This is a genomic window from Rhodococcus sp. NBC_00294 (assembly GCF_036163995.1).
GTDB lineage: Bacteria > Actinomycetota > Actinomycetes > Mycobacteriales > Mycobacteriaceae > Rhodococcoides.
The window spans coordinates 870,001-887,582 of record NZ_CP108043.1 but is presented as its reverse complement, the minus strand read 5'-3'; the positions used below and the strand labels follow the sequence as shown (position 1 = coordinate 887,582).

20 protein-coding genes are annotated in these 17,582 nt (G+C 69.4%); 8 read left to right on the top strand and 12 right to left on the bottom strand.

Going from position 1 to position 17,582, the window contains the following annotated elements; all coding sequences use genetic code 11:
- The 4 genes from OHB23_RS04195 to OHB23_RS04180 are packed head-to-tail and all read right to left on the bottom strand — an operon-like array spanning position 1 to position 3,538.
- Complete coding sequence (locus tag OHB23_RS04195; protein ID WP_081821499.1) at positions 1 to 594, bottom strand: ferritin; 594 nt, start codon at positions 592 to 594, stop codon at positions 1 to 3.
- A gap of 42 nt (positions 595 to 636) precedes the next feature.
- The gene (locus OHB23_RS04190; RefSeq protein ID WP_328810945.1) at positions 637 to 1,923 is read right to left on the bottom strand and encodes an LCP family protein; all 1,287 of its coding nucleotides are present in this window, start codon (positions 1,921 to 1,923) and stop codon (positions 637 to 639) included.
- 25 nt (positions 1,924 to 1,948) lie between these two features.
- Positions 1,949 to 2,731: a CPBP family intramembrane glutamic endopeptidase gene (locus tag OHB23_RS04185; RefSeq protein ID WP_442973030.1), complete on the bottom strand. Its 783-nt coding sequence runs from the start codon at positions 2,729 to 2,731 to the stop codon at positions 1,949 to 1,951.
- 30 nt (positions 2,732 to 2,761) lie between these two features.
- Positions 2,762 to 3,538, bottom strand: a complete 777-nt coding sequence (locus tag OHB23_RS04180; RefSeq protein WP_328810943.1) for a DUF2470 domain-containing protein — start codon at positions 3,536 to 3,538, stop codon at positions 2,762 to 2,764.
- Between the two features lie 88 nt (positions 3,539 to 3,626).
- On the opposite strand from OHB23_RS04180, the gene OHB23_RS04175 reads away from it, so the two are divergent.
- Genes OHB23_RS04175 through OHB23_RS04165 form a run of 3 tightly spaced genes read left to right on the top strand, consistent with a single transcriptional unit; the run spans position 3,627 to position 5,900 of the window.
- Complete coding sequence (locus tag OHB23_RS04175; protein WP_328810942.1) at positions 3,627 to 4,322, top strand: hypothetical protein; 696 nt, start codon at positions 3,627 to 3,629, stop codon at positions 4,320 to 4,322.
- Between the two features lies 1 nt (position 4,323).
- Positions 4,324 to 5,241: a prephenate dehydratase gene (pheA, locus tag OHB23_RS04170; RefSeq protein ID WP_268788538.1), complete on the top strand. Its 918-nt coding sequence runs from the start codon at positions 4,324 to 4,326 to the stop codon at positions 5,239 to 5,241.
- On the top strand, positions 5,238 to 5,900 hold the full coding sequence (locus OHB23_RS04165; protein WP_328810941.1) for a histidine phosphatase family protein: 663 nt from the start codon (positions 5,238 to 5,240) through the stop codon (positions 5,898 to 5,900). The genes pheA and OHB23_RS04165 overlap by 4 nt, the downstream gene beginning before the upstream one ends.
- Here the strand turns inward: OHB23_RS04165 and OHB23_RS04160 are convergent.
- The 5 genes from OHB23_RS04160 to OHB23_RS04140 all read right to left on the bottom strand — a co-directional run bounded on the left by OHB23_RS04160 (position 5,843) and on the right by OHB23_RS04140 (position 9,811).
- Positions 5,843 to 6,673: an ESX secretion-associated protein EspG gene (locus tag OHB23_RS04160; RefSeq protein WP_222641314.1), complete on the bottom strand. Its 831-nt coding sequence runs from the start codon at positions 6,671 to 6,673 to the stop codon at positions 5,843 to 5,845. The two genes, OHB23_RS04165 and OHB23_RS04160, sit on opposite strands and share 58 nt — an antisense overlap.
- Positions 6,670 to 7,851, bottom strand: a complete 1,182-nt coding sequence (locus OHB23_RS04155; RefSeq protein ID WP_328810940.1) for a PPE domain-containing protein — start codon at positions 7,849 to 7,851, stop codon at positions 6,670 to 6,672. The genes OHB23_RS04160 and OHB23_RS04155 overlap by 4 nt, the downstream gene beginning before the upstream one ends.
- A complete protein-coding gene (locus OHB23_RS04150) occupies positions 7,848 to 8,159 on the bottom strand; it encodes a PE domain-containing protein (RefSeq protein WP_307096827.1) in 312 nt (103 codons plus the stop codon). The genes OHB23_RS04155 and OHB23_RS04150 overlap by 4 nt, the downstream gene beginning before the upstream one ends.
- Positions 8,160 to 8,244: 85 nt before the next feature.
- A complete protein-coding gene (locus OHB23_RS04145; protein ID WP_081821502.1) occupies positions 8,245 to 8,577 on the bottom strand; it encodes a metallopeptidase family protein in 333 nt (110 codons plus the stop codon).
- Positions 8,578 to 8,590: 13 nt separating this feature from the next.
- Positions 8,591 to 9,811, bottom strand: coding sequence for a septum formation family protein (locus OHB23_RS04140; RefSeq protein WP_222647823.1), 1,221 nt, complete (start codon positions 9,809 to 9,811; stop codon positions 8,591 to 8,593).
- A 35-nt stretch (positions 9,812 to 9,846) separates the two neighbouring features.
- Between OHB23_RS04140 and OHB23_RS04135 the strand changes: the two genes are divergently transcribed.
- The 3 genes from OHB23_RS04135 to OHB23_RS04125 are packed head-to-tail and all read left to right on the top strand — an operon-like array spanning position 9,847 to position 13,969.
- Positions 9,847 to 10,257 carry an ankyrin repeat domain-containing protein gene (locus OHB23_RS04135; protein WP_222632569.1) on the top strand — a complete coding sequence of 137 codons (411 nt, stop codon included), beginning with the start codon at positions 9,847 to 9,849 and terminating at the stop codon, positions 10,255 to 10,257.
- 28 nt (positions 10,258 to 10,285) lie between these two features.
- Positions 10,286 to 11,548, top strand: a complete 1,263-nt coding sequence (serS, locus tag OHB23_RS04130) for a serine--tRNA ligase (RefSeq protein ID WP_222632571.1) — start codon at positions 10,286 to 10,288, stop codon at positions 11,546 to 11,548.
- Between the two features lie 3 nt (positions 11,549 to 11,551).
- Positions 11,552 to 13,969: an outer membrane protein assembly factor BamB family protein gene (locus tag OHB23_RS04125; RefSeq protein WP_328810939.1), complete on the top strand. Its 2,418-nt coding sequence runs from the start codon at positions 11,552 to 11,554 to the stop codon at positions 13,967 to 13,969.
- A 22-nt stretch (positions 13,970 to 13,991) separates the two neighbouring features.
- On the opposite strand, the gene OHB23_RS04120 is transcribed toward OHB23_RS04125, so the two are convergent.
- Together OHB23_RS04120 and OHB23_RS04115 are read right to left on the bottom strand one after the other, a co-directional pair.
- Positions 13,992 to 14,387, bottom strand: coding sequence for a hypothetical protein (locus tag OHB23_RS04120; RefSeq protein WP_231476487.1), 396 nt, complete (start codon positions 14,385 to 14,387; stop codon positions 13,992 to 13,994).
- Positions 14,388 to 14,450: 63 nt separating this feature from the next.
- Complete coding sequence (locus OHB23_RS04115) at positions 14,451 to 15,014, bottom strand: TetR/AcrR family transcriptional regulator (protein ID WP_328810938.1); 564 nt, start codon at positions 15,012 to 15,014, stop codon at positions 14,451 to 14,453.
- 67 nt (positions 15,015 to 15,081) lie between these two features.
- On the opposite strand from OHB23_RS04115, the gene OHB23_RS04110 reads away from it, so the two are divergent.
- Positions 15,082 to 16,095, top strand: coding sequence for an NADP-dependent oxidoreductase (locus tag OHB23_RS04110; RefSeq protein WP_328810937.1), 1,014 nt, complete (start codon positions 15,082 to 15,084; stop codon positions 16,093 to 16,095).
- 61 nt (positions 16,096 to 16,156) lie between these two features.
- Positions 16,157 to 16,915, top strand: coding sequence for a lysophospholipid acyltransferase family protein (locus tag OHB23_RS04105; protein WP_027507308.1), 759 nt, complete (start codon positions 16,157 to 16,159; stop codon positions 16,913 to 16,915).
- On the opposite strand, the gene OHB23_RS04100 is transcribed toward OHB23_RS04105, so the two are convergent.
- On the bottom strand, positions 16,916 to 17,344 hold the full coding sequence (locus OHB23_RS04100; RefSeq protein ID WP_328810936.1) for a VOC family protein: 429 nt from the start codon (positions 17,342 to 17,344) through the stop codon (positions 16,916 to 16,918).
- Positions 17,345 to 17,582: the final 238 nt, after the last annotated feature.

Sequence of the window (17,582 nt, the reverse complement as noted above, 5' to 3'; positions counted from 1 at the left end):
TCAGGCGAGTCCCCCGGCGGCCCTCGGCGCGTTGCCGCCGCCGCGGGACTCGCTCGTCATCTCGCGGGCGATGAAGTCCTCGATGTGGAAGAGGTTCTCGCCGGCACGGTCGACGATGGTGAGCAGCGTCGTCATCGACGCCACCTCCTCTATCTGCTCGGCGAGGAACCACTGCATGAACTGCTCGCCCAGGTAGTCGCCGGTGTCGCGGGCGGTGCGTGCCAGCGTCGTGATCTGCTCGGTGACCTTCTTCTCCTGCCGCAGCGCCAGCTCGACCGGCTCGCGCACCGACCCGAACGCGTTCACGACGTCGTCGACCCCGGGCACCCGGACCTCGAGGTCGTTGTCCAGCAGGTACTGGATCATCATCATGGCGTGGCCGCGTTCCTCGTCGGCCTGGGCGTAGAACCGTGCGGCGAGCTGCGGCAGATCCGCCCCGTCGAAGTGGACCGCGATCGCGATGTACTGCTGCGAGGCGGTGAACTCGTGTCGCACCTGTTCACGGAGGAGAAGGTGGAACGCGCTGGACTCCCTGTCGTGGAACACCCCGGAATCCCGGGCGTCGGAGGCAGCGGACACGTCGTCGAGGCTCATGACGACACACGGTACTGGGTCGAGCGTGTCCGTCGGGACGCGTCATCCGCCGCCGACGAGGTCGGGGGGCAGCTGCTGATCGGTGGCCAGGAGCTCGAAGAACCGGGACGCCCGCTCGCGGTCGGACAGCAGGACGTTGCCCGAGCCGTCGACGTCCTCGAACCCGGAGACGGGAATGGTGGTGGTGACCATCTCCCCGCGCAGCGCCCAGCCGAGGGAGGCCAGATTCCAGATGTGGTCGCCGTCGTCGACCTGCAGCGACTTGACGACCCCCCGTACCAGCGGCACCGCCCGGAACGGGTTCAGGAAGGTGGTCGGGCTGGTCGCCTTCGAGAGCAACGACGACAGGAAGAGTCGTTGGTTGTTCATCCGATCGATGTCGGCGAGCGCCGTCGCGCGGCTGCGGACGAAGCCGAGCGCCTGCGGACCCGAGAGCTCCTGGCAGCCCGCACGCAGGTCGATTCCTGCCAGGGGGTCGACGATGTCGTAGGGCACGCAGATGTCCACCCCGCCGATCGCGTCGACCATGTCGGCGAACCCGCCGAAGCCCACCTCGGCGTAGTGATCGATGCGCAGGCCCGTCACACCCTCCACGGTCTGCACCAGCAGCGGCGCGCCGCCGAGGGAGAACGAGGCGTTGAGTTTGTCGGTGCCGTTGCCGGGAATCGGCACGTACCAGTCGCGCGGGAGGCTGACCATCGTGGTCGGGCCGCTCGCCGGCACGTGGATCAGCAGGATCGTGTCGGTCCGGCCGGCACCGATGTCCCCACCGGTCGCGAGTTCGGCCTCCTGCTCGGGAGTGAGTCCGGTACGACTGTCCGATCCGACGAGCAGCCAGTTGGTCCCCGGGGTGTCTGCCGGGCGACCCTCGTAGTTCCCGAGCGCGTCGACTCGGGACAGCGACGTGTCCGCCCAGACGGCGCCCCCGACGACGAGCAGGAGCAACACCACCAGGGCGATACCTATGCGGCGACCCCACCGTGGCCGCCGGCGTCGACGCGTCGGCTCGGGCGGCACCTGGCGCGGCGGAACCGGGGCGGGAGCAGGGGCGCGGCCTCGATCGGCCGGCCCACGCCCGTCGTCGTACGGTCGCCGGTCGTCCCGGTACCGATCGTCACGCCGTGGCGCGTCCCGCGCCGGGGGAACCGCCGACCACGCCCGCGGATCCTGCCGGGGTGGTGGCTGCTGAGGACCCCGCTGCACACGGGTCTGGTCGGCCCACCCCGGAGGGCTGCCCGCCCGTCGCCGCACCACCGGCGGTTCCTCCGGACCCGGACGGCGAGGGGGTGGCGGTCGCCGCCGCGGGTCGTACGGAGGTTGCTGGCTCATCCGGCGACTCTAACCGGCCGACCTGTCAGCCCGGCAGCCACGAAACGTGATCCCGCAGGGCGGCGAACCCTACGAACGCCACGATGTCGATGAGGGCGTGGGCGATCACGAGGGGCCACAGTCGACCGGTGCGCTGGAAGTACCGGCCGAAGATCAGACCCATGACGAGGTTGCCGACGCCGGCCCCGAAGCCCTGGTAGAGGTGGTAGCTCCCGCGCAACACGGCCGACGCGAGCAGCGATCGGTTGTCGGTCCACCCGAGGGCGCGCAGCCGCGAGATCAGCCACGCCACCACCAGGACCTCCTCGGCGACCGAGTTGGCCACCGCGGAGAGCGTCAGCGTGATCGGGCGCCACCACACGTCGTTCAAGGTGCTCGGCAGCACCGTGACGTTGAGATCCAGTGCGACGGCGACGAGGTAGAACAGCAGGCCCGGGATGCCGATGATCGCGGCGAGCCCCACGCCGTGCAGCACGTGCGGGCGCAGGCGGGGACGTGCGAAGCCGATGGCGCGTGGCCCGATTCCGCTGCGCCACAACAGGTACAGACCGAGTGCCCCCCATGCGCTGAGCCGGACGACGCCGATCAGTTGACGGAGGAAGTCGATCGGTCCGAGAGTCGACTGCGGCACGTTGATCGCCACGGTCTGGTCCGACAGGGCGCCCTGCTCGAGCGCGCTCTCGACGAGCGACAGAATGCTCGACAGTCCGCTGAGCCCGAACGTGAACAGCAGGACGACGACGATCTCGATCCGGATCGACCGTGGCGACTCGGTGGTGGGTGTCTTCTCCGGATGCACCCGGTCGATTGTGCCCGTGACCCGTCTCGAGGGTCGTGGTCAGTGGTGGTCGCGCGCCCGCAGGCCGTTCATGAACGGGCATCCGGCGAGCACGCGCAGCGCGCGACCGAGCTCGGTCACGTCGGACACGGGGTTCGCGAACGGCACCCGCACATCGTGGTCCTGGCCCTGCCCCTCCACCCGGATCCCGACGCCGTAGCGGTCGATGCTCAGCGGCCGGGCGCGACCGATGCGCAACGACGGTGGGAGTCGCCGCGCGATCTGCTCGACCATGTCCGAGTGGTCGCTGTCGAGGTGCTGCAGCCAGCCTCCCTCGACCTCCCAGAACGGATCGGGATCGGCGTTCACGAGGTCGCGCACCGGCACCGGCTCCGCCCCCGTCGCATCGGCCACGACGACGGACTCGAGCAGCAGACGCAGCAGGATGCCGCTGTGTCCGATGTCGAGCAGTCCCGCGTGCGGGTACTGGGAGGCGACCGCCGCGGCGACCGCGCGCTCGGCGGTGTCCGGGACGCGGCGCAGCTCACCGCTGAGCCAGACCAGTGAGCGCACGGGTTCGCGCAGGTCCAGGGGAGTGTGGTCGGTCAGTTCGAGCACGGCGGGGATCCCCGCGGAGCCGGCCTGGAAGGACACGGCCCCCACGGTGCTGTCCGCGGGCACCACCATGACGATCTCGCCTGGCGAGCGCAGGAAGTGCATGGTCGTGGCGACGGGTGCGCTGCCCTCCACCGCCAGGACGGTGTGCTCGGCACGTAGACACACGCTGCGCACCCGCTCGGCGGTGGACGGCGCGGTGGTGGTGACGACACCGTTCATGACGGCCCCCTCGGGTGGAAGTAATTAGGTAAGGGTTAGCTAACCAGCCCTCGCGCCGGTGCGCAAGACGTCGAACTAGACTCGGAGCGTGCCCACGATGCTGACCCTGGGCGTGCGCCCCCGGCGAGATCCCGAGGCCCTGTTCGCCGACCTGCTCGTCGCGACCGTCGACGACGTGGCGACGGCGGAGGCCCTCGAACCGCACCCACTCGTCGGAACGGCCTGTGTCCCGCTGAGTGCGGTGGACGACTCGGCCGCCCTCGAACGGTTCCTCGTACGACTGGACGTGGCTCCGCCCGACGAGCCGCCCTCGGTGCGCGCCTACGTGGTCGAGGCGACCGCCGAGCAGCTGGGCGACGCGGTGGCGATCGCGCCGGGCTCGTCCGTCGTCGTGCTCTGTCCGGACGGCGACGTCGTGGAGACGACGGCGCTTGTCGATCGGGCCGGTCGGCATCCCGGCCTGGACGCGGGGTGGTCCGAGGATAGGGTCGCCGACTTCCTCGCGATCGTCGCGCACGCGGAACACGGGTTCTTCGCCGTCGCGACCGACACGTCCTCGGTGCTCGCCGTGCTCGCCGGAACGGTGGCCGCACTGCGCGGCGACGACGTCCGCAGCGCGCTCCGCTCCCCGGATCTGGCCGCGCTGGTGGCCCTTCATCCCGACGCCGCGGCCGCGACCCGAGAGGTCCTTCTCGGTGTCCTGGTGCCGAACGCCGGGAACATCGCACACGAACTTCGCCGTCGTATCGACGAGATCACCGGCGACGCGGCGGGGGACGCGTAGCGTGACCGGGGTGCGCATCGCCTACTTCGGACCCTCGGGAACGTTCACCGAGATGGCCCTGGGGAAGCTCGAGGCGGACGGGGCATTCGGCGCTCCCGTCGAGCGCGTCAGTGCGTCGAGCCCGCCCGCCACCCTCGAACTGGTGCGCTCCGGTGCGGCCGACGGCGCCGTGGTGCCCATCGAGAATTCGGTGCAGGGCTCGGTCCCGCCCACCCTCGACGCGCTCGCGATCGGGGACCGGCTGCAGATCCTCGCGGAGACCGAACTCGACGTGGCCTTCACCATCGTCGCTCGTCCGGGCACCGCCATGGCGGACGTCCGCACGATCCGGGCCTACCCCCACGCCGCCGCCCAGGTCCAGCAGTGGATCGCCGCCACCATGCCCGATGCTCAGGTGGAGTTCGCGTCGTCCAATGCCGGTGCGGCCGAGGACGTCGCGGCCGGACTCGCCGACGCCGCGGTGTCCACCGGTCTGGCGGGCCGACGGCACGGACTCGACGTGCTGGCCGACGGCGTGGCCGACGTGGAGAACGCACGGACCCGCTTCGTGTACGTCACGCGCCCGTGCCCGCCGCCCGCGCCCACGGGTGCGGATCGCACTGCCGTGGTGCTCACTCCCGCCAACCGGCCCGGCACATTGGTGTCCGCGCTGGCCGAGTTCAGCACGCGCGACATCGATCTGACGTTCATCGAGTCTCGCCCTCTCCGTACCCATCTGGGCACCTATCGCTTCTACATCGACTGCGTCGGCCACATCGACGACGTCGCGGTGGCGGACGCCCTGCGGGTCCTGCACTCGCGCACCGACGTGCGGTTCCTCGGCTCCTGGCCCAGCGCGCACGTCGCCGCCGGCGGTCCTCGCCCCACCGACGACCGCGGCCGGGACTGGTTGGACGCGTTGCGACGGGGAGATCGGTGAGCGGCCGACTCGTCCTGGTGCGGCACGGTCAGACCCACTCGAACGTCGCTCGTCGTCTCGACACCCTGCCGCCCGGCGCGGAGCTGACCGAGCTCGGACACCGACAGGCGCAGGAGTACGCCCGGACAGTCACGCAGACGCCGGCCGCCGTGGTGTCGTCCATCGCCGTCCGCGCACGTCAGACCGCGCAGTACCTGGCCGACGCGACCGGCACGCCGCTCACGGTGCGCGACGGTCTGCAGGAGACGTTCGTCGGCGACCTCGAGGACCGCAGCGCCGAGGAGGACCACGCCCGCTTCACCGCGGTGTATCGCGCCTGGCTGGACGGTGACCTCGATGCCCGCCTGCCCGGGGGCGAGTCCGGCGCCGAGGTGCTCGCCCGCTACGTGCCGGTACTGGACGAGCTCCGCGCCACCCACCTCGGCGACGATTCCGCCACCGTCCACGTGGTGAGTCACGGTGCTGCGATTCGGCTCGTCGCCGCGGTGCTGTCCGGGATCGATCGCGACTTCGCCGCCGACAACCATCTCGACAACACGGGGACCGTCGAACTGGTGCCCGCCGAGGGTGTCTCGGCCTGGGACTGCGTGCGCTGGGGCGACTACACGCCCCCGTTCGAGACGAAGGGCAGCCGCACTCCCGACGATCCGATGGGCTGAGCGGACACACGGACCAGGTGGTCGTCGAGTATCGAGCGCCGTTCCAGCGAGGTGATCAGCGAGCGGAGTGCTCCGACGGTGCGTACCGGTGTCGCGGATCGCACGGACGTGCTCGATCGTCCGGTCGGATCCTGGACCGTGGTCGCGACGACACGGCCGGAGTCGCTGTCGTACACCGCGATCGACGGGTCGACCGTGGTGGTGACACCGTGATCGTGTCGGAGTCCGACGATCTCGGTGTGGCGGGTGCAGTGCGGGACGACGTCCTCGATACCGGCCGTGAGGACGTCGGTGTACTCGGTCAGCGGATCGATCGGCGCTCCTGCGGCGTCGCCGAGCCAGGCCGCGATCAGGGCGGCCATGTCGGTGTCGACCCGCGTGATCGTCACCGATCCCTCGCTCGCGGTCATCCACACCGGATCGTCGATGTCGTTGCCGCACAGACATCCTCGCCGGTTCTCGATGCCGGTGGAGTGGCCGACGATGCGGACGTCGACACTCCAGCGAGGCGCCGCCGCCGCACGGAGCATCGCGGCCAGATCACGGTGCAGGCCGCCGTCGGCTGACACCAGGAGACGATCGGCGAGGCGTCGGGCGGCACTCGCGAGCACGGTCGCGCGATCGGCGACGGTCGCGCCGGCCGGGTGCCATCCGAGAACGGCAGGGAGAGAACGTCCTCCGATCGCCCCCACGAGATACGTCAGTTCGTTCGTGTCGAGCGTGAGCGAACCCTCGAGCGGGACGTCCCCGCCCAGCACCGGCGCCGCGCTCATCGCCGCGCCCCGATGACGGCGGGCACGACCGGAACTCCCGCCTCCTCCTCGACGACGGCAGGTGTCCTGCGGGCGTGCACGACATCGTCGGAGCCGAGCCTGCTGTGACCCATGGGAAGTCCCGCGCCGAACGGCGACCGGGCGTGCGCGGCGCCGGACACGGACGCGTCCTGTCCCGCTGACACCGCCGTGTCCGATCCGACGCCCGCACCGAGGAACGGTGACGGCGTCCGTGCGAACGAGCCACCGGCGGCGTGCACGGAGCCACCCTGTCCGCTGCCACCTCGCCCGCCGCCGCCACCCCACCCGGTGGCGGCCATCGGAACCTGCTGCGGCACAGCGTGGGTGATCGTCAGTGCCGCACCGGGCTGCGGTGCCGACGACAGAACGGAGGACAGCGTCGACCCGGCCTGCGCCGGCATCTGCTGGATCAGCGACGCCGCCCTCGTGACGGCGGGATCGTGTCCGATGCTGTCCGTGGTGAGGGGCGACCGGTGACTCTGGTGCGCCGGATCGTCCGAGAATCCGTGCTTCTGCCGGTCGGATCCGCTGTCGTCCGACGGCGGTGTCCCGGCCTCGCCCGGCACCGGCCCGTGACCGGGGACAGCAGAGATGACCGTGGAGGTGGACGCGGTGACCGCCGTGGTGATCTGCGGGGGCATCTGCAGACCGTCGACGAGCGCGAGCGGCGCCGTCGCCGCTTCGTACGCCTCCATGACCAGGGCGGCGCGGAGATCGAGCGCGGCGTCGGCGGCATCGGCAGCCTGCGCCGCGCCGGTGAGGGCGCCGCCGGTGGCGTACGCGGTGGTGCGTCCGACCTTCACCGCGGCGATCTCCGGCAGTGTCGGCATGACGGCGAGCGCGGTCACCACCGTCGCGGACTGGGCGGCGGCCCGAGCGGACACGGCGGCGGCGTGTTGCGCCGCTCCCGTGCCCCACGTCGCGAACGCCGTCATCCCCGCTCCGGCGGCGTCGGCGGCATCCCCGTCCCACGTGGCTGCCAGTGCGGACGCGACACCGCTGACCGTCGCGGCGGCCGCGGCGAGTGCCGTGGCCACCGCGGCCCACGCCGTGCCGGCGGCGGCCAGCGGAGCGGGGCCGGCACCCGCGAGCAGTGCGGCCGAGTTCACCGCCGCGGTACGCGGGAGCCAGAACACCCCGGTGGGCCCGGCCGTCACGCGGTGCCCGCGGTCAGGGCCGTGGAGAACGACGCGTCGACCTCGCGGTACGCCGCCGCCTGGACTCGCAGGGCAGCCGCCGTCTCGTGGAGCTCGGTCACCGCCGCGGACGTCGAGGTGTCGAGAGACTGCGCGGTCGACCAGAAGTAGCGTGCAGCCAGCGCGGACACCTCGTCGCTGCCCGCGGGGGGAGGACGGAGCGCGACGGACGCGGAGGCGAGAGACGACGCCAGGCGCATCGCCGCGGCATCGAGTTCCGACGCGGCCGCGAGCAGCGCCTCGGGATCGACGAGTACGTGGCCGGGCATGGGGGTCTCCGTTCGAGCGTCCGGTCGGATCTCGAGACTTGGACGCGCGACGGCGGGAATCGGTTCCGCGGGTGGAAAGCGGAGCTCAGCCGAAGCCGAGTTCGTGCAGGCGATCGTCGTCGATGCCGAAGTGGTGCCCGATCTCGTGGGCGACGGTCACCGCGATCTCGCGGCGCGCGTCGTCCTCGTCACGGGCGATGTCGAGGATCGGCAGTCGGTAGATCGTGATGACGTCCGGCAGGTGCCCGCTGTACTCGAACCGTTCGGTCAGAGCGACGCCCTCGTACAGACCCAGGAGATCCTCCGTCGGGTGCTCGTCCTCGACCAGCACGACGACGTTGTTCATGTATGCGGCCAGCTCGTCCGGGAGAGTGTCCAGCGCATCGCCGACCGCGTTCTCGAACTCCGCTTCGGACATGCTGACCGACACGTCACGCACCGGGCAGGGGAGACGCTCCGGGGAGCGGGATCGGCAGGCTGCGGCCGTCCGGAACGGGAGGCGGCGGAACCGGCGCGGCGCCGTCGATGGTGATGTCGCCCTTCGCCGAGCCGACGATGGACGCGAACCCGCCCGACTCGACCTCCTTGCCGATGGAGCAGCTCACCTTCTTGCTGCCCGCCAACCAGCTCGAGGCGTCGACGTTGTCCCAGAACAGCGTCAGTGTCTTCTCCCGGAGAACGTCCGGACCGCCCAGGTAGGTGTCCGACGCCTGGGTGCACGTAGGTTCGAGATAGCGGTCCTGGTCCTCGACGGACGGCAGCCCGCCGGGGAACTGCGCGGCGAGATCCACCACCGACACCACCTCGAAGGCGTGCGGAGCGGTGCAGTCGATCGGGTCTGTCGGCACGCCCGACTCGACGCCGACGCAACTACCGGTCTCCCAGACCATCGACTGGTCCTGGTCGGCGACGCTGCCGGTCATCACCTGCAGCGCGCTGGTCGCGCCGGTCTGTTGGATGCCGCACCGGATCGCGCGCTCGCCCGCGGCCCACCCGGCCTGGCTGGGGAACATGAGGCCCACCGAGTACTTGCCCGTGGGGTCGAAGCGGCCCCCGGTGTAGTCCTGCACCGCGGTCTCACAGTGTTCGTCGCGCAGGGAGGCGAAGCGGGCCGCGTCGGGATACGGCGATCCCGTCGCGAACTCGGCGACCGGGTACACCCCGAGGTCCACCGTCTCGGCGACCTCGAAGCGGTGCGGCTCCGCGCAACTCACCTCGGCGAGGTCCTGGCGGTCGGTGTCGGGGTCGTCGGTCGGAGTCCACTGCAGGCAGTCGCCTGCGTCGGACGAGCCGAAGGACGTCGTCGACGCGGTTCCGACGGTTCCTGCCGTGGACGGTGTGGCGAGCTTCTCGCTCCGGTCGAACCCACCGGACACACCGATCGTGACGGCGGCGGCTCCGATGGCGCCGATCGCGACCAGGGCGAGCAGCCGACGGGCGTTCGAGGCCTGGACGGTGCGGGGGCCACTCTTCTCGTCCGTCGCGGTGTCGGTCTCGTCGGCCGTCGATGCCTCGGGTACCACCGCGTCGGGCGCGGACGTGTCGGATGTGGACGCGTCGGGTGTCGCGATCTCGGACGTCGGGGCGTCGTCGACCACCGGGCCGTCCTCGCCGGACGGGCTCGGGGTGGGATCTTCGGGCTTCGGAGACATCGGCTCCATCATGCCTGCCGGTAGGTTCGGACGGTATGAGTGGTGCTGATACCGAGGACACCCGGCTCGAGGCCGGGATCGAGGACCTCGCGACGCGCGTGTTCGACATGGCACGCAGCGGCGACACCGCCGCACTCACCGCGTACGTCGACGCGGGCGTGCCCGTGGATCTGACGAACGGATCCGGGGACACCCTGGTGATGCTGGCGGCCTATCACGGTCACGCCGAGAGCGTCGTGGCCCTCGCGCACCGCGGAGCCGACGTGAACCGCGCGAACGACAAGGGGCAGACCCCGCTCGCCGGTGCCGTGTTCAAGGGGGAGGACGAGGTCGTCCGGGCACTGGTCGACGCCGGAGCCGACGCCGATGCGGGGCATCCGACCGCGGTCGACGCCGCGCGCATGTTCGGTCGAGAGGACTACCTGGACGTCCTCGGACGAGGGTGACCACATCGCCCCAGTAGGCTGACGTCCCGTGATCGACCTCAGAGTTGTCCGCGAGGACCCCGACGCCGTCCGTCAGTCGCAGCGCACCCGTGGCGAGGATCCGTCCCTGGTGGACGCGTTGCTCGAGGCGGACACCGCGCGCCGGGCCGCCGTGTCGGCTGCCGACAATCTGCGCGCCGAGCACAAGGCGTTCGGTAAGAAGATCGGTAAGGCCACTCCCGACGAGCGCCCGGAGCTTCTCGCGACGGCGTCCGCGCTCGCCGCGCGGGTGAAGGAGGCGGAGGCCGAGCAGAATGCCGCCGACGCGGCTCTCGACACCGCACACCGTGCGATCTCCAACATCGTGCAGGAGGGCGCGCCGGCCGGCGGCGAGGACGACTTCGTCACCCTCGAGACGATCGGTGAGATCCCGACCATCGAGAATCCGAAGGACCACCTCGAGCTCGGCGAGGCTCTCGGGATCATCGACATGGAGCGCGGCGCCAAGGTGTCGGGCGCTCGGTTCTACTTTCTGACCGGCTACGGCGCACTGCTGCAGCTCGGTCTGCTGCAGCTCGCCGCCCAGAAGGCAGTGTCGAACGGGTTCACGATGGTCATCCCACCGGTGCTCGTGCGGCCGGAGATCATGGCCGGGACCGGCTTCCTGGGCGCGCACTCGTCGGAGATCTACCACTTGGGCGACGACGACCTCTACCTCGTCGGCACGTCGGAGGTGCCCCTCGCCGGCTACCACTCGGGCGAGATCCTCGATCTGAACGGCGGCCCGAAGCGCTATGCGGGATGGTCGTCGTGCTTCCGCCGCGAGGCCGGCAGCTACGGCAAGGACACCCGCGGCATCATCCGTGTCCACCAGTTCGACAAGGTGGAGATGTTCGTCTACACCCGTCCCGAGGACGCGGACGCGGAACACCAGCGGCTCCTCGGCTGGGAGAAGGAGATGCTCGCCGCGGTCGAGTTGCCGTACCGCGTCATCGACACCGCCGGCGGCGACCTGGGATCGTCGGCTGCGCGTAAGTTCGACTGCGAGGCATGGCTTCCCACGCAGAACACCTACCGTGAACTCACGTCCACCTCGAACTGCACCACGTTCCAGGCGCGTCGACTCGGTGTTCGTTACCGCGACGAGAACGGGAAACCGCAGACGGCGGCGACGCTCAACGGGACCCTGGCCACGACGCGGTGGATCTCCGCGATCCTCGAGAACCACCAGCAGCCCGATGGCAGCGTCAAGATCCCGGCTGCGCTCGTCCCGTTCGTCGGCACCGACGTCCTGCGTCCGCCGACCTCGTAGTCGATGCGAGCTCGCGGCGTCGATGCGCTCGTCGTCGTGGGCATCGTGGCGGCCGGAACACTGATCGCGGCGATTCTGCGCCCGCCCGATCCCGTCGACCTTCCGCTGCAGTGCACGTCGGCCGGCGAGACGAGCGGCTATTACGTGGCGTTCGGCGCCGAGACATACGACAGTCCTGCCGCACCGTGGTTCTCCGCTCGCAAGGCGGCGGCGTTGACGGACGCCTTGCACCGCGCCCTCCCACGGGGAACGACGGTGGCATTCGCGTCGCCGTCCGGGTCCTTGCAGTTCGGTGGCGTTCCCGACGACATCATGAGTAGGCCGTCCGACGTGGCACCTGAGCAGATCGCCTCGACCACCGCATCGGGAACCATCACACGTGCAGGGAAGTCCGGTTCGCTGACCGCGACGGTGAGTGTGACGGATCGGGGTGTCCCGCCCTGCGGGCCGACGGTGACGCGGCGAGTGCGACTGGCCGACGGAACCGTGGTCGATCTGTCGCCGGGGTCCGCTCTGGCGTACGCGCCGGACGGCACCGTGCTCCAGCTGGGAAGCGACGACCTGGTGACACAGGACGAACTGCTCGACATCGTCGCCTCTCCCGGCCTGCGTGTCTCGGCGCGGATTCCGGGTGAAACGTCGCCCCTACCTCCGGTATGTCGAACAAGCACCGTCGAGGGCGCACCGACTTTCGACAGGGCGCGGCTCGGCGCAGTGAGCAGAGCGTTGTCGAATGCCTGGGACGACGGACCGGGCCGCAGAGTCGAGCTTGATCGCTCGCTGAGCGAGCTGACGCTGTCGGACGGCTCGAAGTCGGGTGCGTGTATCGAGGTCCGCACAAGTGCAAGCGGTCGTTCGGGGTCGTTGACGCTCGGTATCGCCGGCGGCACCGAGGCCCCGCGGAACCCGGACGTTCACGACCCGGACCAGGACCTGAGCAGCGACCACGTGCAGCTCGCCGGAGGGGCCGTGTCCGCCCGATCCCGCACCGGCGTCCCCAGTGTCGTCGTCACTCGCCCGTCCGGAACGGTGATCACCGTGACGGCGCGCGAGGACAAACCCGCCGACGTGCCGTATCTCTCGACGGCGGACCTCGAGCACTTGGCAACGGCGCCAGGCCTCGATGTCGATCCGGATGGCACCCCTGGCGAAGCTCTGCCCGTCGTCCGCGACGTCGTCGACAGCGCGTGGACGCTCACAGCAGATGCGGGAGGACGCTTCTCCACTTTCAGTGATCCAGGTAGCGGCACGGTGCCCCCGCTGGCGTCCGGGGTCATCGACGCGGGCGGAGTCACAGTCGTGTCGGTGGGCCGACTCGACCGAACCACCGGCGCATACGACGACTCGACCTTGCTCGGTATCGACACGGTGACGGGGGTCGTGCGGTGGAGAGCACCCGTGGAGGATCTCGTGTCGTGCCTCGACACGCTTCTCGGCACGACAGTGGTGTGTCTGCGAGCCGATCCCGACCGTGCGTCTGAGACATCCTTGGTCGCCGTCGATACGAGCGCCGGGGATCTGCAGAACATGCCCGGCGGGGACCCGCTGGTGGGGATAGGAACCGACGGGGATGCGCTGTACTCGGTGGTCCAGACAGTGACGCCGGCGGGCGAATCCGGCCCCACCGTTCTACGTAAGGGAACGCTCGACGACCCTGCAGCCGACTGGGCCGTGTCGACGCCGATCACGGGTGGCTATCCCGGCTATCCGGGCGAGGTCGTCACGGTGGGCAAAGACGTCGGTATCGTTCGATTCGGCAGTGAGGCACTGGGTTTCGACCCCGTGACAGGCGCCACCAGGTGGTCTCGTGGACGCCCCGACTCCTGTGTGTCGGGCGCGACCGTGTCGGCGGGTGGAGTGACGACGGTACGCAGGATGACGTGCGACCAGTCGTCGGATCCCGTCACCGGCTACGAGGCGATTGCAGTGGACGGCCGTGTCCTGGCGGTGGTTCCCGGGCCGAGCTATTCCTACGACGAATGGGATTCTTCGACCGCCGACCTGCCGCTTCTGGTGGGCTCATCGGCCATCGACAGAGTCACCGGGCAAGTGTTGTGGTCGAACGATGCGCTTACCGCGACCAACGGGACAGCAGTCGTGGGAGACGTGGTGTTGGTCCGAGCGCCCGGAACCGCCGAGGTTTCCGCCTTCGATCTGCGGACCGGGACGCGCCTGTGGCAGCAGGCAGCGGACGACTTCGATCCGGTGACAGCGGAGGTCGGTGGCCGCGCCGCCAGCGTGGTGGCTGGACCCGACGGCTCGTTGTCCGTGCAGTTGCTCGACGTCCGCACGGGAGCGATGACCGGGAGAGATCTCCTCGGCCCGACCGAAGATGCCGATGCGGACGGACACGGTTCCGTCGTCGACAGTTCCGCCGGACTTCTGTACGTCGGTAGCGATCAGGTGGCGTTGCTGGAGTGATCCGCGCCAGGGTGCCGCGGAACTACTCGTCCCGTGTCGGCGGTTCGGGGACCAGGACGTCGTCTGCCGGCAGCGGGACGGCGAGTTCCACCATCCGCTCCGGATACGACGGGTAGGCGGGACGGATCCACACCTTGGTGTCGTCCAACTGCGTCATGACCATCCGACGCCACTGCCACTCCGGTGTCGCACGCCGGAGATCCAGCTCGCCGACAAGCGGTAACGGCGCACGCGCCCAGTAGGGCACGGACAGCGAGCTCAGCCCGCGCGCTTCGAGAACGTCGATTGCCGCCTCGAGCTGCACGTCTTCGGCGATCACGTGGCCGACAGGGTTGACGGCGTCCACGAGTTCGCCGTCGTCGCGAGCCATGTCGGAGACGGTCCACCCCACGAGCTCACCGTCCGATGCTCTGGTCACGGGGAGTCGGCTACGCCACCGGTCGATATCCACTTCCTCGACGGTACCGATGTCCGCGTCGGCTCATGATTCCCAGGACCGCGCCAACTTCCGTGCCGAGGCGATGATTGCGCGTGCCTCGTCCCGGTCGACGCGTGCCTGCAGAAGTGCGCCCGAGCTCATCGTCACCAGAATGCGAGCCCGATTCTCGGGATCGTCGTCACCCCGGTTCACCAGGGAGTCGGTGACCGCATCGGTGAGTCGCCGACGGTAGGCGTCGACGACGGCGGCGAGGGTGTCGTCGTGCGCGGCGGATCCCGCAGCAGTGTTGACCAGAAGACAGCCGCGACGTGGTGCTTCGGCATCGAGGTTCTCGAGTTCGACGTCCATCGACGCGAAGTACGCGTCCAGACCGTCGTCGGTACGCAACAGGGCGAGCCGCGGTGCCACCACCGTGTCGAGATAGTCCTGCACCGCTGCGTCGAACAGGCCGCGCTTGCTGGTGAACGCGTGATAGATGCTGGACCGGGACAGCCCGGTCGCCGCCTCGAGTTCGGGCAGAGATGCGCCATCGAAGCCTCTGTGCCAGAACACATCCCGCGCATCAGTGACGACCTGCGCCGCATCGAACGTCGCTCTCCTACCCATCTGTCACCTTTCGTCGGTGAGGCGTACGGTATTTACTGTACCGAACGATCCACAAAAGGAGTATTTCGTGAAGAGCACCCAGATCCAGCTCGTGTCCCGCCCCACCGGGTGGCCTACTGCCGACAACTTCCGGTCGGTCACAGTCGACCTTCCCGACCTCGAGCCGGGCCAGGTGCGCGTCGCCAACGACTTCCTGTCCGTCGACCCGTACATGCGCGGGCGCATGAACGACGTCAAGTCGTACGTACCGCCCTTCGCTCTCCACGAGACGATGACCGGTGGCGCCGTCGGCCGAGTTCTCGAGAGCCGTTCGGACGACGTCGCTGTGGGGAGTGTCGTGGTGCATCAGCTGGGATGGCGTGACATCGCGCAGGGAGAGGCCTCGGCTTTCCGTACGGTCCGTGAGATCGACGGCGTTCCGACCTCGGCCTACCTGGGAATTCTCGGTATGACGGCCCTGACCGCGTACGTCGGACTGCAGGACATTGCCGGGATGAAGCAGGGCGACACGGTGTTCGTCTCGGGCGCTGCCGGAGCAGTGGGAAGCGCGGTGGGTCAGATCGCCCGCATTCTCGGCGCCGGACGGGTCATCGGCTCTGCGGGCTCGGCGGAGAAGGTCGACCTTCTGACCGGCAAGTACGGCTTCGACGCGGCATTCGACTACAAGCAGGCTCCGGTGCGCGACCAACTGCGTGAGGCAGCCCCGGACGGCATCGACGTGTACTTCGACAACGTCGGCGGCGACCACCTCGAAGCGGCGCTCGACGCGTTCAACGACGGTGGCAGGACCGCACTGTGCGGAGCGATATCCGCCTACAACACTGTGGGAACGACGCCGGGGCCGGACAACATGTCGAACATCGTGACCCGCGGTCTCACCCTGCAGGGATTCACGGTCGGCAACTACCTGCACCGGTTCCCCCAGTTCGCGGAGGACATGGGGACGTGGCTCTCCGAGGGTCGCGTGACCTTCGACGAGACGGTCGTGCACGGCATCGAGAACACGGTGGAGGCGTTCCTGGGGATGCTGCGCGGGGAGAACACCGGGAAGATGGTCGTGGCGGTGGGCAACTCCCGCTGACGGAGTGCCCTACCGGACGAGCCCCTCTCGGGGGCGGCGACGAGCCGCTACGCTGCACCGTGTGGACCCCGTCTATCGCACTGTCATCGGAATCGCTCGCACCGTCTTCGCGGCGCAGGGGCTGAAGTTCGACGTCGAGGGCGCGGAGAACATCCCCGCTCGGGGTGGCGCCGTGATCGCCATCAACCACACGGGCTACCTGGACTTCACCTACGCCGGCCTGCCTGCGCGGAAGCACAAGCGGTACATCCGGTTCATGGCGAAGAAGGAAGTGTTCGACAACCCCAAGTCGGGGCCGATCATGCGCTCTCTCAAGCACATCGCGGTCGACCGCGCCGCCGGCGCGGAGTCCTACCGGGCTGCGGTCGACGCGTTGTCGCGAGGCGAACTGGTAGGGGTCTATCCCGAAGCCACGATCAGTCGCAGCTTCGAGATCAAGGAGTTCAAGTCGGGCGCGGCCCGGATGGCGATCGAGGCCGGGGTCCCCGTGATTCCGGTGGTCATCTGGGGCGCGCAGCGTGTGTGGACCAAGGGGTTCCCGAAAAAGCTCGGACGCACGAAGACCCCGATCTCCATCGCGGTGGGAGAGCCGATCGCGCCGACCATGTCGGCTGGTGACCTCACCGCCCACCTGCGATCGACGATGCAGACCATGCTCGCCGACGTGCAGAAGAACTATCACCACCCCGCCGGCGAGTACTGGGTACCGGCCCGTCTCGGGGGGACAGCCCCGACCCTCGAGGAAGCCGACAAGTTGGATGCCGTCGACCTCGAGGCTCGGATGGCAGCGCGAGACGAGCGCAAGCGCGCCTCGGACTGACTAGCTGTTGGGACCGGCGATCTCCAGGGCGATGTTGTCGGGATCCCGGAACTCGAGGATCGCCATGCCGGCGTCACCGAGATCCTTCACCGGCTCGTGCTCGATGCCCAGGGTGTCCAGCAGTGCGGCGGCGTCGTGCAGATCCTGCATGGAGGCGACGCTGAAGCTCAGATGATCGAGCCCGGCGCGATCCTCGCCGAACGTGTCGTCGCTCGGCGCGGTGGGACGAAGTCCGAGTAGACCGCCGGCGAACTTGTAGATGACACCGCCGAAGAGGAAGCCGAGGGCTTCTTTCGTATCCACGTCCGGGTTCGGTGGCAGCTCGAACGCCACCTCGAAGCCGAAGACGTCGTCGTAGAACTTCTTCGATACCGCGATGTCACTGACCGTCAGGCGTACGTGGTTGTAGTCGACTGCTGCGATGGGCACGAGCTACTCCGTTCCGGTACGCCTGCCGACACGACCATCGGGCCGGCTCGGGCGCACTCTGGAGGTATTCGTGGCCGTGCATGAAAGCGATGTGCCGGCCTCTCGCACTGTTCGACACGCCGTGACCAGGCGATTTGCATCTCGCGAATCACTCACGTAACTTTCTTCGAGTCAGAGCGACACGGACACCGACCGAAGGCCTTACGGGGCTGGGCGAACGAGGTGGGACGGAGTCGCA

What these genes read in the sequence shown, in the direction of transcription:
- OHB23_RS04190 (WP_328810945.1), bottom strand. Translation starts at nt 1,923, where the DNA reads ATGAGCCAGCAACCTCCGTACGACCCGCGGCGGCGACCGCCACCCCCT.
- OHB23_RS04195 (WP_081821499.1), bottom strand. Translation starts at nt 594, where the DNA reads ATGAGCCTCGACGACGTGTCCGCTGCCTCCGACGCCCGGGATTCCGGG.
- OHB23_RS04135 (WP_222632569.1), top strand. Translation starts at nt 9,847, where the DNA reads ATGAGTGGTGCTGATACCGAGGACACCCGGCTCGAGGCCGGGATCGAG.
- OHB23_RS04180 (WP_328810943.1), bottom strand. Translation starts at nt 3,538, where the DNA reads ATGAACGGTGTCGTCACCACCACCGCGCCGTCCACCGCCGAGCGGGTG.
- OHB23_RS04145 (WP_081821502.1), bottom strand. Translation starts at nt 8,577, where the DNA reads ATGTCCGAAGCGGAGTTCGAGAACGCGGTCGGCGATGCGCTGGACACT.
- OHB23_RS04115 (WP_328810938.1), bottom strand. Translation starts at nt 15,014, where the DNA reads ATGGGTAGGAGAGCGACGTTCGATGCGGCGCAGGTCGTCACTGATGCG.
- OHB23_RS04125 (WP_328810939.1), top strand. Translation starts at nt 11,552, where the DNA reads ATGCGAGCTCGCGGCGTCGATGCGCTCGTCGTCGTGGGCATCGTGGCG.
- OHB23_RS04150 (WP_307096827.1), bottom strand. Translation starts at nt 8,159, where the DNA reads ATGCCCGGCCACGTACTCGTCGATCCCGAGGCGCTGCTCGCGGCCGCG.
- OHB23_RS04140 (WP_222647823.1), bottom strand. Translation starts at nt 9,811, where the DNA reads ATGTCTCCGAAGCCCGAAGATCCCACCCCGAGCCCGTCCGGCGAGGAC.
- OHB23_RS04160 (WP_222641314.1), bottom strand. Translation starts at nt 6,673, where the DNA reads ATGAGCGCGGCGCCGGTGCTGGGCGGGGACGTCCCGCTCGAGGGTTCG.